Source organism: Shimia ponticola (genome assembly GCF_007995215.1).
Lineage (GTDB): Bacteria > Pseudomonadota > Alphaproteobacteria > Rhodobacterales > Rhodobacteraceae > Shimia_B > Shimia_B ponticola.
This window is the reverse complement of record NZ_VCDK01000003.1, coordinates 36,996-51,679: the sequence shown is the minus strand read 5'-3', so window position 1 is coordinate 51,679 and position 14,684 is coordinate 36,996. Positions and strand designations below refer to the sequence as shown.

Below are 14,684 nucleotides of genomic sequence, written 5' to 3'. Positions count from 1 at the left end.
CCACGAAGATTCGTTGGCCCGTAACGTGCGGTGCCAACCCTTAACGCAGGATTAAACCACAACCGAATTGCAACCCAAAGTTGTTTTGCACTAGCCTTGGTAAATCGAAACGAAAAAGCCATCTCCGCCATCGAGCGGAATCATTTGGTGTGCCAGTGTTTTCGACACAGGCAAATGCGCGTCGATCCACTCCGCTTGTTCGGCGTTCTCGGCCGAGAAAAGCGAGCAGGTCATGTAAGACAGACGTCCCTCGGGCTTCATAAAACCAACGGCTGTTTGAGCAATGCCGCGCTGTAAATCTATTAGGTCTGTGAGATCCGTTGGTGTCAGCGTCCATTTGGTTTCCAAGGACCGACGCCAAGCGCCTGACCCGGAACATGGCACATCACAGACCACAAGATCGAAGGATTGCCCCTTTAAATCGGCGAGGCTGCTTGTGTTGATGTGTACCTGCGCCCGTTTTGCGCGCTCTGAGAAATCCTTCATCCGACGGGGATCTCGATCATGGGCCGTGACGCTGGCTCCGGCTGCCGCCATGGCCAAGGCCTTGCCGCCGCCTCCGGCGCAAAAATCCAAGACCCTAACCCCATGTAAGTCGCCGAGCGCGGCAATGGCGCGCTGAGATGACAGGTCCTGAAACTCGAACAGCCCCGCCTGCGCGGCGTCGAGATTGGCCAAGCCTCTGGCCGGGCGCGTCACCTGAAGTGCGGTCGGGACATCTTTGCTCGCCTGTATTTCAAATCCGGCATCCGACAGGTTTCTGGAAACAGCAGCGCTATCAGTGCGTTGCGCATTAACCCTCAACCATATCGGGGCCTGTTGGCGAAGGGCCTGAGCGATCATTCTTGCCTGACTGCCGTACTCAGCACAAAGCCTATCATATACCCAATCTTGCAGATCGGCTTGGTCCCCTTCCGATAGATTGTCCCAAGGGGTCAAAGGCGGGTCGTCCAACACGGGCGGCGCATGACGAGTGGCTCCGAATATGTCTGCCTCAGGCGTACCAGTGTCAGACATAAACCCGCGCACAAGCCCACGCCCGGTCAGCGAACCGCCCATTGCTGCATAGGACCGACGGCATCGCAGGCATTGAAACACGATATCACGCAGTGCCGCGCGATCCTTGGACCCCGCAAAGCGACTGCGTCTGGCCCAGCCAAGCAAGGCCTTTTCCGCAGCCGTGCCTTCAAGCACCTGGTCCAGTACCTCAATGGCGGCGGCTATCCGTGCGGCAGGCGTCATTACATAACGCGGTAGTTCGGGCTTTCGCGCGTAATCTGCACGTCATGCACGTGGCTTTCCTTCAGCCCGGCCCCCGTGATTTTCACGAAATTGCAGTCCTTGCGCATTTCATCGACAGTTGCACATCCGGTATACCCCATGGCGGCTCGCAAACCACCGACAAGCTGATGGATCACCGCGCCGGCAGACCCTTTGTAAGGCACTTGTCCTTCGATGCCTTCGGGCACAAGTTTGTCACTCGCCGCGTCTTTCTGAAAATAGCGATCCGCCGAACCGCGCGCCATGGCACCAAGGCTGCCCATGCCGCGATAGCTTTTGAAGCTACGGCCTTGATACAAAATGACTTCTCCGGGGCTTTCATCAGTCCCGGCAATCATTGAGCCCACCATAGCGCAGGATGCACCGGCAGCGATGGCCTTGGCAAAATCACCAGAGAATTTGATGCCGCCGTCAGCGATGACAGGCACATCACCCGCTGCGGCTGCGCAGTCCATAATGGCGGTCAATTGAGGAACACCAACACCAGCAACCATTCGGGTGGTACAGATCGAGCCGGGACCAATACCAACCTTCACGGCGTCGGCGCCTGCATCAATCAACGCCTTGGTCGCATCGCCGGTTGCCACGTTGCCCGCAACAACCTGAACTTCGTTCGATAACCCTTTGACGCGCTTAACTGCTTCGGCGACGCCGGCGGAATGCCCATGGGCCGTATCGATCACGATCAAATCGCAACCGGCATCAATCAACGCCTCGCTACGTTCAAACCCTGCATCACCGACCGTGGTGGCCGCTGCGACGCGCAACCGACCCAGTTGATCTTTGCAAGCATCGGGGTTCAGGACCGCTTGTTCACTGTCCTTCAGCGTCAAAAGACCGGTCAGCTTGCCGTTTCCGTCCGTCACCAAGAGCTTTTCGATCCGTCGCGCCTTCATGAGGCTGCGCGCTTCATCAAGGTCTGCCGGCTCGTTCAGCATCGCGAGACCATCAGATGTCATCATGACTGATACGGGTGTGGTTTCGTCGGTCGCAAAGCGCATGTCACGGTTCGTCACAATGCCCACGACCCGGCCTGAGTCGTCGACCACCGGGAAACCGGTGACACGATAGCGTTCCTGAAGTGCCTTGGCATCGGCCAGTGTTTGGTCGGCTTTCAGTGTGATCGGATTGTAGACGATCCCCGAGACAAAACGCTTCACGCGCCGCACCTCTTTGGCCTGCTCCTCCAGCGTCAGGTTGCGGTGGATGACCCCCATGCCCCCAGCCTGCGCCATGGCGATCGCCATACGGCCCTCTGTCACCGTGTCCATCGCAGAGCTCAGCAACGGAATGTTCAGAGAGATGGACTGCGTTACGCGCGTCCGTGTGTCAGCGGTTGATGGAAGAACCTCGGACGCCCCTGGCACCAGGAGCACGTCATCAAAGGTGAGTGCCTCGCGAATCTGCATCCGTGTGTCTCCTACGGTCATATCACTTGGCGCGTCTCTTTCGCATGGGCAGCCACTGGCGGAAAGAGGCAATCGGCCAATTGAGGACGAATTCGCCAGTCGCGGGCGACACAAAGTCAGTCGGACTGACGTTTCGCGACACTTCCGTGCCGCTTCCACGGTTTCCTTCACCGAAGTCGTCACTATGGTTGCAACACGATCAACACACATGATCCAAATAGAAGAGCACGACATGCCCAAGGACATTCCCAGCACGACCGATCCTCTCGTTGTCTTTACGCCATCAGGCAAGCGCGGACATTTTCCAGTCGGTACGCCGATCCTGACCGCTGCGCGGCAATTGGGTGTTGATCTCGACAGTGTCTGTGGGGGGCGGGGCATCTGCTCGAAATGCCAAATCCAACCTTCGTATGGTGAATTTCCCAAGCACGGTGTCACCGTCGGACAAGACGCCCTTAGCGAGTGGAACAAGGTTGAAGAACGCTACAAATCCAAACGCGGAATGATCGATGGGCGCAGGCTGGGGTGTCAGGCAACTGTCCAAGGCGATGTTGTCGTTGACGTCCCGCCCGAAAGCCAGGTCCACAAACAGGTCGTCCGCAAACGCGCCGAAGTCCGCGACATCACGCTGAACCCTGCAGCGCGGCTGTTTTATGTCGAGGTCGCAGAGCCTGACATGCACGACCCCACGGGTGACATGGAGCGTTTGGCAGCAGCGCTGAAAAAACAGTGGAATATCGATAATGTGCATGCCGATCTACATATTCTCCAACAGCTTCAGCCCACGTTGCGCAAGGGAAGTTGGAAAATTACATGCGCCATTCATCTTGGCGATGAGGAAAACCCACCGCGCATCATGCAGATCTGGCCGGGCTTCTACGAAGGCACGCTCTATGGAATGGCGGTCGATCTTGGCTCCACCACAATCGCCGCGCATCTGTGTGATCTCTCGACCGGTGAGGTCATCGCCTCCTCGGGCTTGATGAACCCGCAAATCCGTTTCGGCGAAGACCTCATGAGCCGCGTCAGCTATGCGATGATGAATACCAATGGCGATCAGGAAATGACGGCGGCTGTGCGCGAAGGCATGAACGCCTTGTTCACGCAAATTGCGACCGAAGCTGGTATCGATAAAACGCTGATCGTCGACAGCGTCTTTGTCTGTAACCCGGTCATGCATCACCTGCTGTTGGGCATTGACCCGTTTGAACTTGGGCAAGCTCCTTTTGCCTTGGCAACGTCGGATGCGCTGCGACTTCGTGCGCGTGATCTTGACCTGAACATCCATCCATCCGCGCGCATCTATATTCTGCCCTGCATCGCGGGGCATGTCGGGGCGGACGCCGCCGCCGTGGCCTTGTCCGAAGAGCCTGACAAATCCGATGAGCTTGTCCTTGTCGTGGATGTCGGCACGAACGCTGAAATCCTGTTGGGCAATCGTGAGCGTGTCTTGGCCTGTTCATCGCCAACCGGGCCCGCCTTTGAAGGCGCGCAGATCAGCGCAGGTCAACGCGCAGCGCCGGGAGCGATTGAACGCGTCGAAATTAACCCCGTCACGAAGGAACCGCGCTTCCGCGTAATTGGTTGCGACCTGTGGAGCGATGAGGACGGTTTCGCTGAGGCAACCGCTACAACGGGCATCACCGGAATTTGCGGATCGGGCATCATCGAAGCCATCGCAGAGATGCGCCTTGCCGGGATCGTGGATCAATCCGGATTGATCGGCGGTCCGGATCAAGTGGGCACGCCAAGGTGCGAACCGGATGATCGCACGTTCCAATACGTCCTGCACGATGCGTCCGCGTCCGGCGGGCCCAAAATCACCGTCACGAACCCTGACATCCGCGCCATCCAAATGGCCAAAGCGGCGCTCTACTCAGGCGCGCGGTTGCTAATGGACAAGTTTGGTGTGGACACAGTTGATCGCGTTGTCTTGGCCGGAGCCTTCGGCGCGCATATCAGCGCGAAACACGCCATGGTGTTGGGCATGATCCCAGATGCCGCATTGGACAAAGTGACCAGCGCGGGCAACGCGGCGGGCACGGGGGCGCGGATTGCCCTGTTGGATGTGGACAAGCGCCACGAGATTGAAACGACCGTGCGCAACATTGAAAAGATCGAGACGGCCATCGAACCGCGTTTCCAAGAGCATTTTGTCAATGCGTCAGCGATGCCCAACAGCGATGACCCCTTCCCCATCCTGAACTCGATCGTCACGCTGCCCGCAGTCAATTTCAATCAAGGCGGCGAAGCATCGTCTGGCGGCCGACGCAGAAGACGCAGGGCCTAAGGCGTTTTTTGCTCATCTTGGTGTATCTCGGATCACACGGCATCCCGCACGGGATGGGCTCGGACCCCGTTCAAAAGCCCTGAAGCGGCCAATTTCGACAGAAATTTTGCCAAGTCACTGGAAAGTAAATAACTTTTTTTCTTGCCGAAACCGGTTTCGAAGCTTTCTTCTTTAGGCACCTAGGGAGGAAACCAAGTGCAGAGCACGCAAAGTGCCATGGGATCCGGACGTCAAGCGAGGGTAACGATCGCGGATGTTGCAAGGCATCTGGGCGTTACCAAAAGCACGGTGAGCCGTGCCTTGAATGGTTATCCGGACATTGCCGAAGGAACGCGTCTGCGCATCTCGCGGGCGGCCGAAGCCTTGGGCTACAGGCCGTTGAGCCATGCCCAAGCCATCCGAACCGGACGCACGCGGTCAATTGGGCTCGTGCTCCAGATCGACTCAGAGGATAGCGCCCGCCCCTTTCTCGCCGACTTTATCGCTGGTGTGACCCAGGCAGCATCAGACGCCACATGGACGGTCACAATCGCTGCAGAACCCACCGAAGAGAAAGTCCGCTCCACGGTGGGAAGATTGATCGAAGAGCGTAAGGCGGATGGGTTCATCCTTCCGCGCACTTTGTGCTCTGATCCGCGCGTCGAACTGCTCCGCGACCAGGATGTCCCGTTCATCATGTTCGGGCGTACGGAGGACTCAAGAGGCTGCGCATGGTTCGACATCCAAGGCGAAGATGCCATGTCCGGCGCGGTCGCACGGCTGGCCGCATTGGGTCATACCCGGATCGCGCATATCCCGGGCGGCCCGCAGTATTTCTACAGCCAGTTGCGGATCGACGGATTTCAAAAAGGTCTCTCTGATGCTGGCCTGCCCTTTTCGCCCGACTTGATTGGCGCACCCGCCATGACGCGCAATTCAGGAGCTCGGGTTGCGCATGATCTACTGACACAAGCCACACCGCCAACCGCCATCGTTTGCGCGGTGGATCGCGCGGCGCTCGGTGTTTACGAGGCTGCCTCGGAATTGGGGCTCACGGTTGGGCAAGATGTGTCTTTGATGGCGTATGATGGCCTGCCTGAAGGTGCCTATGCCACCCCAGGGCTGACCACCTACGCCGTCGACAGCTTTGCGGCGGGGTCACGCCTTGCCGAGATGCTTATTCAACTCATCCGGGGCGCAGACCCCGAAGAGCTAAGGGAGCTGGCGCCGCCAACTCTCGTAGAACGGGGCTCGGACCGCCCCCCATCGCTGACGCCAGCGGAACTGGCACAGCGCGTTATCGACCATCACTCGAAACAACCAGTCCAATGGGAGGACAACCAATGACTTTTCAAACGCGAACGCGGCTGATGACCAGCGCGGCACTGGGCCTTGTGCTTGCTGCCACGGGCGTCAGCGCCGACACGATCCGCTTCTGGACCACAGAAGAACAGCCAGAGCGTCTGGCCAAGCAACAGGAAATGGCGGCTCAGTTCGAGGCGCAGACCGGCACCGCAGTTGAGGTGATCCCGGTCACAGAAAGTGATCTTGGCACGCGTGCAACAGCTGCTTTTGCCGCTGGCGATCTGCCGGACGTGATTTACCACACGCTGCAATACGCTCTGCCGTGGGCCGAGGCTGGCATTCTGGACACCGAAGCCGCGACGGAAGTGGTCGACGGTCTGGGCCGTGACACCTTTGCCCCTGGCCCGCTGGCGATGGCGGCTGTTGACGGCGGCGTTGCATCGGTCCCGGTGGACGGCTGGACGCAAATGCTCGTTTACCGCGCAGACATGTTCGAAGCCGCTGGGCTTGAGCCACCGACCTCTTATGCGAACGTGGAAGCGGCTCTGGAAGCTCTGCACAATCCACCCGAGATGTATGGTTTCGTGGCCGCAACCAAGGTCGACGAGAACTTCATGTCGCAGGTCCTTGAGCACGTGTTCCTTGCGAATGGCGTAAGCCCTGTGAACGCCGATGGCGCAGCAGAGCTTGATCTTGCGGCAACGACCGAAGTTCTGGACTTCTACAAAGCCATCGCAGAAGCATCCCCTCCGGGTGAACTGTTCTGGCAGCAATCGCGTGAGCTGTACTTTGCAGGTCAGGCCGCGATGATCATCTGGTCGCCGTTCATTCTGGACGAACTGGCTGGCCTTCGCGACAGCGCCCCGCCGACCATCAACGATGACCCAACCTCGTCCGAACTGGCTTCGAAAACTGGTATCGTGACCAACTTCTCGGGTCCATCAAACCCAGATGGCGCAGCATGGGGTGACGTCCGTTATTTTGGCATCACCAACGATGCAGACACCGACGCAGCGATGGAGTTCGTGAAGTTCTCGATGGACGAAGGCTACGGCCAGACACTGTCGATCGCACCTGAGGGCAAGTTCCCAGTGCGTGCGGGTACCGCAGACGAGCCGACGAAGTTCAAAGACCTCTGGGCAACACTCGACGTAGGCATCGACCGTCGTGCACCATTGGGTGAGCTTTATGCCCAAGAGATGATCGACGAGATCGTCGGTGGTCTGGACGTCGCTCAGCGTTGGGGCGTAGCCGAAGGCCAGCTGGCATTGGCATCCAAAATGATCAACAGCCAGGTCGTGAACCGCGTTGTGCGTCAGTACATCGACGGTGAAATCGACGCTGCAGCCGCCGTGGCCGCGATGAACGAGCAGCTGGCCGCGATCGAATAAACGATCTTTCGCTCCGGGCATGTCCCGGGGCGAACCCTCCGCAGGAGATGTCAATGCAAACCGCTCATCCACCCAAAGGCACCGGACCGCTGCAAAAGCGCGAAGCGCGTTTGGCGTGGTCGCTTTTGCTGCCGACGATCACAATCGTCTCTTTGGTTGTGATCCTGCCGTTGCTGGCCATTTTCTGGATCAGCTTCAAACCGATTGGCTTGGCGGATCTGCGTCCGGTCGTTCCCGTTGTCCGTGAGGACCTGCGGAATGCAGGAGATCCTGATCAGGCCGTCCGCTACCGCATTCAAAACCGCAGTCAGGACGAGCCAATCCTAAATGTGGAATTCACAGACATAGTGCCGGACGCCGCGACACTTGGTGAATTACCCGAGCAGTGCGAACTGTCAGCCAGCCAATTGACCTGCACTATCGGCACGCTGGAACCCGGCGAACGTTTGACGCTGATGATCCCAGTGACGTTGGACGGCGATGCTGACGCGCTCGAAGATGCGCTGGAGGATGACACCGAGCCTCGCGCAACCGGCGATGCAGACAACATCCTGACGAATACCGAATTCACGCTGGAAAACTTCACCCGCATTTTTGATGCGGATGAGTTCGTCACAGTCATGTGGGCCACGATTTTCTACACGGTCTTCGGCACGGTCGGCGCGCTCGTGGTTGGATTGTTCGCGGCTCTTTTGCTGAACAAAAGCTTTCGCGGTCAGGGGGTGTTGCGGGGCCTTTACCTGTTTCCTTACGTGGCCCCGATCATTGCGGTCGCCTTCACATGGGTGAACCTGTTTGATCCGTTTTCGGGATCGATCAATGCGCTGCTCATCCAGATGGGTGTCACCAATGAGACGATCAACTTCTTTGGTCAGCGCCCCCTCGCCTTGATCATGGTCACTGTGTTCGAGATCTGGCGGTACTTTCCGCTGTCGTTCCTGTTCATCCTCGCGCGGATGCAGTCGATAGACACCGACATGTACGAGGCCGCTGATATGGATGGCGCCTCCCCGTTTCAAAAGTTTTGGTATCTCAGCCTGCCAATGTTGCTTGGCATCCTGTCGGTGCTGTTCCTGCTGCGCTTCATTTGGACGTTCAACAAGTTTGACGACATCTTCCTTTTGACCGGCGGGAACGCGGGCACACGGACACTGACCGTCAACGTTTATGAGCAGGCCTTTGCAATCTCAAACATCGGTGCGGGCGCGGCTGTGGCCGTGGTCATCTTTGGCTGCCTGCTGATGTTCAGTTTCTTCTTCTTCCGATTCATCAGCCGGGAGGAAGGGCTATGAAGCTGTTGCGCAATGGGTTTGTCACCGGCCCGATCATCGGTGCGCTGTGGTTGTTTATCCTCGCGACGACCGTGTCTGTGGTGATGTCCTTTGCGACGGGCAACGCGTATCGACCCACTCTCTTTTTCAGCCTGATCCTCGGCGGTGCGCTCAGCATGGGGGCGATTATGCCCTTGGCACGCGCGCCGATTGTCGGGGTCGTTATGGCGGTCGGGTTGGCCATCATCGGGCTGGTCGGGGGCCAAGTTGGTGCGCCAATAGTGACGAACCAAGGCGCAGGCCTGCAGGCTGTCGTAAACGGTCTTCTCGGCTTCATCTTCGGATATTCGACGGCCATGATTTTCGCCGGGATTCCACGGGGATCTTTGACACGCCATGAAATGGAAGAAGCGTGGATCAGGTTCCTCACCGGGTTTGGCTACATCTTTTTCACGGCAATCGTCCTGATCCCATTCTACGTGATGGTGATGACGTCGCTGAAGTCGCAGTCGGCGCTTCTGCAAAACCCGCTCGATTTCTCGATTGAACTGGACAAAGGCTGGGCACTGTTCCGCAGCTATCATGAGTTGTTCCGCGACTTTAACTTTGGCACCTACATGTGGACGAGCTTCTACGTGTCGGTCCTGACGGTGATCATCACGCTCGCGTTTTCAATCCCGGGCGCCTATGCTGTCGCGCGGCTGCAATTTCGCGGTCGTGCAGCGTTTTCGCGGTCAATCCTGCTGATCTACATGGTGCCTATGATCGTTCTGGCGCTACCGATCTACATCGCGTTTTCGATCACCGGGCTGCGCAACACCATTATTGGGATTGTTCTGATTTACCCTGTCACGACGATCCCCGTCGCGCTTTATATGCTCCAAGGCTACTTCCGCGGCTTGCCTGCCGAGGTCGAGGAAGCAGGCCTGATGGACGGTTTGAACCGCCTGCAGGTGATCTGGAAGATCACGCTGCCGCTTGCCCTGCCCGCGCTTGCTTCGGTCAGCCTTTATGTCTTCATGATCGCGTGGAACGAATTCCTGCTCGCCTTCATGCTGCTGGATGATCCGTCGATCTTTACGCTGACGCGTGGCGTCGCAATGCTGAACAGCTCTGAAATCCCAAGAGAGCATCTGATGGCCGGGGCCGTGATCGCCACGATCCCCGTCATGGTGTTGTTCCTGGGCCTTGAAAAATTCATGACCAAGGGCCTGACGGCCGGGAGTGTAAAAGGATGAATACGCAAGTGTCTCCTTCTATGGACGAACAAGCGCGCGCAATTTTGCGCGGCAATGACCGGGGCGGATATACCGTCCCCACAGCGGGCCTTTATCCCTACCAATGGAACTGGGATTCCGCCTTTGCGGCGTGGGGGTTTGCGACGTTTGATATTCCCAGAGCGTGGCAAGAATTTGAGACGCTATTTGTTGGCCAGTGGCCTAACGGAATGGTGCCCCATATCCTGTTTCACAAACCCGATCCTGGGTATTTCCCGGGACCAGACGTCTGGGGCGGAATTGGTCCCATCCCGTCTTCTGGTATCAGTCAGCCGCCAGTGGCAGCGAGCTTTGCCAAGCGGGTCTATGAGGCGGATCCAGAGGCAGGACGCGCGCCGTTGGCGGCCCTCTTTCCCAAGCTCTTGGCATGGCATCGCTGGTTCATGGACTGGCGGCTGGATCAAGGCGCGGTCTGCGTCACTCATCCATGGGAGGCCGGGCGCGACAACACTCCGGACTGGGATGGTGCAATGGCTGGCATCGATCCGACGGGTGTTGGCGAATACACGCGCCGCGACACGTCGCATGTTGATCCGGCAATGCGGCCCACGAAATATGATTACGACAGATACATCTGGCTCGTTCAACTTGGCCGCCGTCTGAATTGGGATGAGGCCGCTCTGCTGAAGGAAAACCCATTCCGCGTGGCTGATCCGACGATGACGTTCATCCTCTTGCGCGCGCAGCGTGATCTGGCCGATCTGGGTCGGGCGTTGGGTGAGGATGTGAGCGCCATCGAGGAGGACATTCAAACCCTTGAAAACGGCGCCTCCACCCTCTGGAACCCTGACCTGAAATGTTATGACGCACGCGACGCACGGTCCGGCGCATGGGCCAATTGCGTGTCGAACGCTTCGTTCCTGAATTGGTACGCAGGTATCGATAACCCGGCCATGGTCGAGCAATACGACCGGATCACGAACCTCTGCACCTATCCGGTGCCAAGCCACGATCCGGCTTCCGACCGCTTTGACGCCAAACGCTATTGGCGTGGGCCTACATGGGGCATCATCAACTCTTTGATCGCCATCGGCCTGAAGGAACGCGGGCTCACCGACCGTGGCGAGGCACTGCGACAAGCCACGGCGGATGTCATTGCACGGCACGGCTTTGCCGAATATTTTGATCCCCACACCGGCGAAGCCGCCGGTGGCGGCACATTCACCTGGACGGCGGCCATCTGGCTGGCTTGGGCATCGCCCTCACAAGGAGCCACGTGATGGGTGCAATCAAACTTGAAGCCGTAGAAAAGTGGTTCGGCTCTGCTCAGGTCATTAAGGGTGTCGATCTTGAGATTGAAGATGGCGAGTTCGTGATCTTCGTTGGACCGTCTGGCTGTGGGAAATCTACTCTCTTGCGGATGATCGGCGGGCTGGAAGAGACATCGCGCGGGGCGATCAAGATCGATGGACGGGACGTGACGCCAGAGCCCCCTGCCAAGCGCGGGTTGACGATGGTGTTTCAATCCTACGCGCTCTACCCGCATATGTCCGTGCGTGAGAACATGGGGTTCTCGTTGAAAACGGCGGGTGTGCCAAAGGCCGAGGTCGCCGAAAAGGTGAACGCCGCAGCCAAAGTGCTGAAACTGGATGCCTATCTGGATCGCCGCCCCAAGGACTTGTCAGGCGGTCAGCGTCAGCGCGTTGCCATCGGACGGTCGATTGTCCGTGAACCAACGGCCTTCTTGTTTGATGAGCCACTCTCAAACCTAGACGCGGCTCTCCGGGTCGAAATGCGCTATGAGATCGCAAAGCTACACCAATCCCTTGGCGCAACAATGATCTATGTGACGCATGATCAAGTCGAAGCGATGACGCTGGCTGACAAGATCGTGGTTCTGGAATTCGGAACCATCGCGCAGGTCGGGTCCCCGCGCGAGCTCTATGAAAACCCAGCCAACCTTTTCGTCGCTCAATTCATCGGCTCGCCCAAGATGAATGTCATCCCCTGCACGACGGCCAACGGGCAGTACAGACTGTCTGGAGGTCGCGGCGGTGCTTTTTCCGGCCTGCGCGCCGCAGAGCATCTTGGGATCAGGCCAGAGCACATCGGGGTTGGCGATACAGGAACCGGCGCCATCGACGGCACGGTCGACGTCGTCGAATACCTTGGCGCGGATTGCTTTGTCATTCTGGATTGCGGCGAAGTTGGCCAGATGACCGTCCGCGTCGGTGGCGAAACCGAGTTGAAACCCGGTGAGACCGTCGGTCTGGAATTCCCCCAAGAGCGCCTGCATTTCTTTGACGGCGAAGGGCTTGCGGTGCGCTGATCCAAGATCAAGTCGTCGCTTGACGGCGGTTGGGCCGGAGCGTATCCACCGCGTCCAGAGCGCGGGTATGGTGAAAAGGTATCACGCGAGCTTCCCAAGCTTAAGTTACGGGTTCGATTCCCGTTACCCGCTCCATACCGCGCCGATGAGGGACACCCATGACGCCCTTTCTGACCCCTCTAACCCCCGAACAACTTCGTGAAGAAGGCATTCCAAGCCCTTGGAATTTCGGAATGAAAGATCGCGTGCGCTTTGGTGAACTTGATGTTCTGAACCACGTCAATAACGCGGCCTACCTGCGGTGGTTCGAAAACTTTCGCATCCAGTATTTCAGGGATTACGGCATCTCGGATTACGGCGACGAACGTCCCCGGATCGTACTGCGCAACATCGGCCTAGAGTTTCTGGGCGAGGTTCTATTGAACGATGAATATGTGGTAACGGGACGCACGATCAGCATGCGTCGGACGTCTTGGGCCATGGAATATGGCGTTTGGGTCAACGGACGGCAGACGACCGGCGGAAATGCCGTCCTGGTCCTGCTGAATCAAGACGGCAAAAAGATCGCTTTGCCAGAGGCTTGGCGCAAATCCTTCGTGTTGCGCGACGGTGCCGAGCAACTTTAACGCAGGTAGTCTACCAGTTGCTGGGTGGAAGCGTCTTTGCCGTCTGCAGGCTCGGTTCCATCCATGATCGGACCCAACGCCGTGGCAAGCTCCTTACCCAATTCGACGCCCCATTGGTCGTAGGAATTAATCCCGAGGATCACGCCTTCGATAAAGACCCGATGCTCATAAAGCGCAATGATCTGCCCCAGGACGTACGGCGTGAGCTTTGGGATGCAAAGCGTTGTACTTGGGCGGTTTCCAGGAAACACCCGGTGTTTCGCCTGACGCTCAAGCTCTGCGCCTTCGAACATGTCTGCCACCTTTTCACGGGCCTCATCCAATGTCCGCCCGCGCATCAACGCTTCTGACTGTGCCAGACAATTCGCCTGCAGCAGACGGTGCTGGTGGGCCAGTTCTGGTTCATGTCCTTCGGCGGCAATGATGAATTCACACGGGACGACCCGCGTGCCTTGGTGGATCAGCTGGTAGAACGCGTGTTGACCGTTGGTGCCCGGCTCACCCCAGACAATGGGTCCAGAGTGATAATCGAGCGTCTCGCCGTCCATCGAGACGGACTTGCCGTTGCTCTCCATTTCGAGCTGTTGAAGGTAGGCAGGCAGACGCGCAAGGCGTTGTTCATAAGGCAGAACAGCGCGTGTTGCGTAGCCGCAAACCTGATTGTGCCAAAGCCCAACCAGAGCCAGCATCAGGGGCATATTGTCGGCACCGTGTGCTGCGCGCACATGCGTGTCCATAGCCGCGCCGCCCGCGAGGAAGGCATCAAAATCATCTGCCCCGATGGCAAGCATCAAAGACAGACCAATTGGCCCCCACATGGAATAACGACCGCCAACCCAATCTTCGAAGCCAAACACCCGCTCCGCCGCGATCCCAAACGCAGCCGTCTTGTCAGCAGCTGTGCTCAGTGCTGCAAATTGTGCTCCGGTGTCAGAAACGGTTTTTGCCATCCATGCGCGCGCAGTCTCAGCGTTTGTCATGGTTTCGATGGTCGTAAACGTCTTGGACGCCACAATCACGAGTGTCGTCTCGGGGTCCAGGTCCGCCAGCGTGTCGGCGACGTGCGCCCCGTCCACGTTCGAGACGAAATGACACCGCGGTCCATCAGCGTAGGGCGACAGCGCCTGTACGGCCATTGCAGGCCCAAGGTCCGAACCGCCAATGCCGATGTTGATAACATCGGTGATCTTGCCGCCCTGCCCCTGAAATGCGCCGCTTCGCACGTCGGACGCAAATGCACGCATCCGAGCAAGCGTCTCGCGCACTCCGGGGATAACGTCTTCACCGTCGACAAGCACGGGTTCCGAATGACTGCGGAGTGCCGTGTGCAGCACTGCGCGGCCTTCGGTTTCATTGATGGCCGCACCATTGAACATCGCATCCCGCTTGGACGTCCAATTACAGGCGTCAGCCAGCGCCAAGAGCGCAGCGCGATCTGCTGTGTCGATATTGGTCTTCGAGTAGTCAAACAGAAGCCCGTCTGACCTCACCGAAAAATCAGAGGCACGATCCCCTTCAGCCAGCAGATCAATGATCTTGCGGTCGGATTTCTTGGACCAGTTGGAAATCAAGTCATGGAACATGGA

At 58.1% G+C, this 14,684-nt stretch carries 11 protein-coding genes and 1 tRNA gene; 9 read left to right on the top strand and 3 right to left on the bottom strand.

All coding sequences use genetic code 11. The features are described 5' to 3' along the window. Window positions 1-90 precede the first annotated feature (90 nt). Together FE702_RS03730 and guaB are read right to left on the bottom strand one after the other, a co-directional pair. Complete coding sequence (locus tag FE702_RS03730; protein ID WP_147124931.1) at window positions 91-1,242, bottom strand: methyltransferase domain-containing protein; 1,152 nt, start codon at window positions 1,240-1,242, stop codon at window positions 91-93. Next, on the bottom strand, window positions 1,242-2,690 hold the full coding sequence (guaB, locus tag FE702_RS03725; protein ID WP_147124930.1) for an IMP dehydrogenase: 1,449 nt from the start codon (window positions 2,688-2,690) through the stop codon (window positions 1,242-1,244). The genes FE702_RS03730 and guaB overlap by 1 nt, the downstream gene beginning before the upstream one ends. Window positions 2,691-2,898: 208 nt before the next feature. On the opposite strand from guaB, the gene FE702_RS03720 reads away from it, so the two are divergent. From FE702_RS03720 to FE702_RS03680, 9 genes are all read left to right on the top strand, one after another. After that, a complete protein-coding gene (locus FE702_RS03720) occupies window positions 2,899-4,980 on the top strand; it encodes an ASKHA domain-containing protein (RefSeq protein WP_147124929.1) in 2,082 nt (693 codons plus the stop codon). A gap of 216 nt (window positions 4,981-5,196) precedes the next feature. Continuing rightward, on the top strand, window positions 5,197-6,306 hold the full coding sequence (locus FE702_RS03715) for a LacI family DNA-binding transcriptional regulator (protein ID WP_147124928.1): 1,110 nt from the start codon (window positions 5,197-5,199) through the stop codon (window positions 6,304-6,306). Next, window positions 6,303-7,655, top strand: coding sequence for an ABC transporter substrate-binding protein (locus tag FE702_RS03710; RefSeq protein WP_186826975.1), 1,353 nt, complete (start codon window positions 6,303-6,305; stop codon window positions 7,653-7,655). Before FE702_RS03715 ends, FE702_RS03710 begins: the two co-directional genes overlap by 4 nt. Window positions 7,656-7,708: 53 nt before the next feature. Beyond that, entirely contained in the window at window positions 7,709-8,947 is a 1,239-nt protein-coding gene (locus tag FE702_RS03705; RefSeq protein WP_147124927.1) for a carbohydrate ABC transporter permease, read from the top strand. Next, window positions 8,944-10,164 (top strand): carbohydrate ABC transporter permease, encoded by a 1,221-nt coding sequence (locus tag FE702_RS03700; RefSeq protein WP_147124926.1) that lies wholly within the window; start codon window positions 8,944-8,946, stop codon window positions 10,162-10,164. Before FE702_RS03705 ends, FE702_RS03700 begins: the two co-directional genes overlap by 4 nt. Beyond that, entirely contained in the window at window positions 10,161-11,423 is a 1,263-nt protein-coding gene (locus tag FE702_RS03695; protein WP_147124925.1) for an MGH1-like glycoside hydrolase domain-containing protein, read from the top strand. The genes FE702_RS03700 and FE702_RS03695 overlap by 4 nt, the downstream gene beginning before the upstream one ends. Next, window positions 11,423-12,472, top strand: coding sequence for an ABC transporter ATP-binding protein (locus FE702_RS03690; protein WP_147124924.1), 1,050 nt, complete (start codon window positions 11,423-11,425; stop codon window positions 12,470-12,472). The genes FE702_RS03695 and FE702_RS03690 overlap by 1 nt, the downstream gene beginning before the upstream one ends. Window positions 12,473-12,533: 61 nt before the next feature. Beyond that, a tRNA-Gly gene (locus FE702_RS03685) sits at window positions 12,534-12,607 on the top strand. 23 nt (window positions 12,608-12,630) lie between these two features. After that, window positions 12,631-13,098, top strand: coding sequence for an acyl-CoA thioesterase (locus FE702_RS03680; protein WP_147124923.1), 468 nt, complete (start codon window positions 12,631-12,633; stop codon window positions 13,096-13,098). Here FE702_RS03680 and pgi read toward each other — a convergent pair. Beyond that, window positions 13,095-14,681 carry a glucose-6-phosphate isomerase gene (gene pgi / locus FE702_RS03675; protein ID WP_147124922.1) on the bottom strand — a complete coding sequence of 529 codons (1,587 nt, stop codon included), beginning with the start codon at window positions 14,679-14,681 and terminating at the stop codon, window positions 13,095-13,097. The two genes, FE702_RS03680 and pgi, sit on opposite strands and share 4 nt — an antisense overlap. Window positions 14,682-14,684 lie beyond the last annotated feature (3 nt).

What these genes read in the sequence shown, in the direction of transcription:
- FE702_RS03730 (WP_147124931.1), bottom strand. Translation starts at nt 1,242, where the DNA reads ATGACGCCTGCCGCACGGATAGCCGCCGCCATTGAGGTACTGGACCAG.
- guaB (WP_147124930.1), bottom strand. Translation starts at nt 2,690, where the DNA reads ATGCAGATTCGCGAGGCACTCACCTTTGATGACGTGCTCCTGGTGCCA.
- FE702_RS03720 (WP_147124929.1), top strand. Translation starts at nt 2,899, where the DNA reads ATGATCCAAATAGAAGAGCACGACATGCCCAAGGACATTCCCAGCACG.
- FE702_RS03715 (WP_147124928.1), top strand. Translation starts at nt 5,197, where the DNA reads ATGGGATCCGGACGTCAAGCGAGGGTAACGATCGCGGATGTTGCAAGG.
- FE702_RS03710 (WP_186826975.1), top strand. Translation starts at nt 6,303, where the DNA reads ATGACTTTTCAAACGCGAACGCGGCTGATGACCAGCGCGGCACTGGGC.
- FE702_RS03705 (WP_147124927.1), top strand. Translation starts at nt 7,709, where the DNA reads ATGCAAACCGCTCATCCACCCAAAGGCACCGGACCGCTGCAAAAGCGC.
- FE702_RS03700 (WP_147124926.1), top strand. Translation starts at nt 8,944, where the DNA reads ATGAAGCTGTTGCGCAATGGGTTTGTCACCGGCCCGATCATCGGTGCG.
- FE702_RS03695 (WP_147124925.1), top strand. Translation starts at nt 10,161, where the DNA reads ATGAATACGCAAGTGTCTCCTTCTATGGACGAACAAGCGCGCGCAATT.
- FE702_RS03690 (WP_147124924.1), top strand. Translation starts at nt 11,423, where the DNA reads ATGGGTGCAATCAAACTTGAAGCCGTAGAAAAGTGGTTCGGCTCTGCT.
- FE702_RS03680 (WP_147124923.1), top strand. Translation starts at nt 12,631, where the DNA reads ATGACGCCCTTTCTGACCCCTCTAACCCCCGAACAACTTCGTGAAGAA.
- pgi (WP_147124922.1), bottom strand. Translation starts at nt 14,681, where the DNA reads ATGTTCCATGACTTGATTTCCAACTGGTCCAAGAAATCCGACCGCAAG.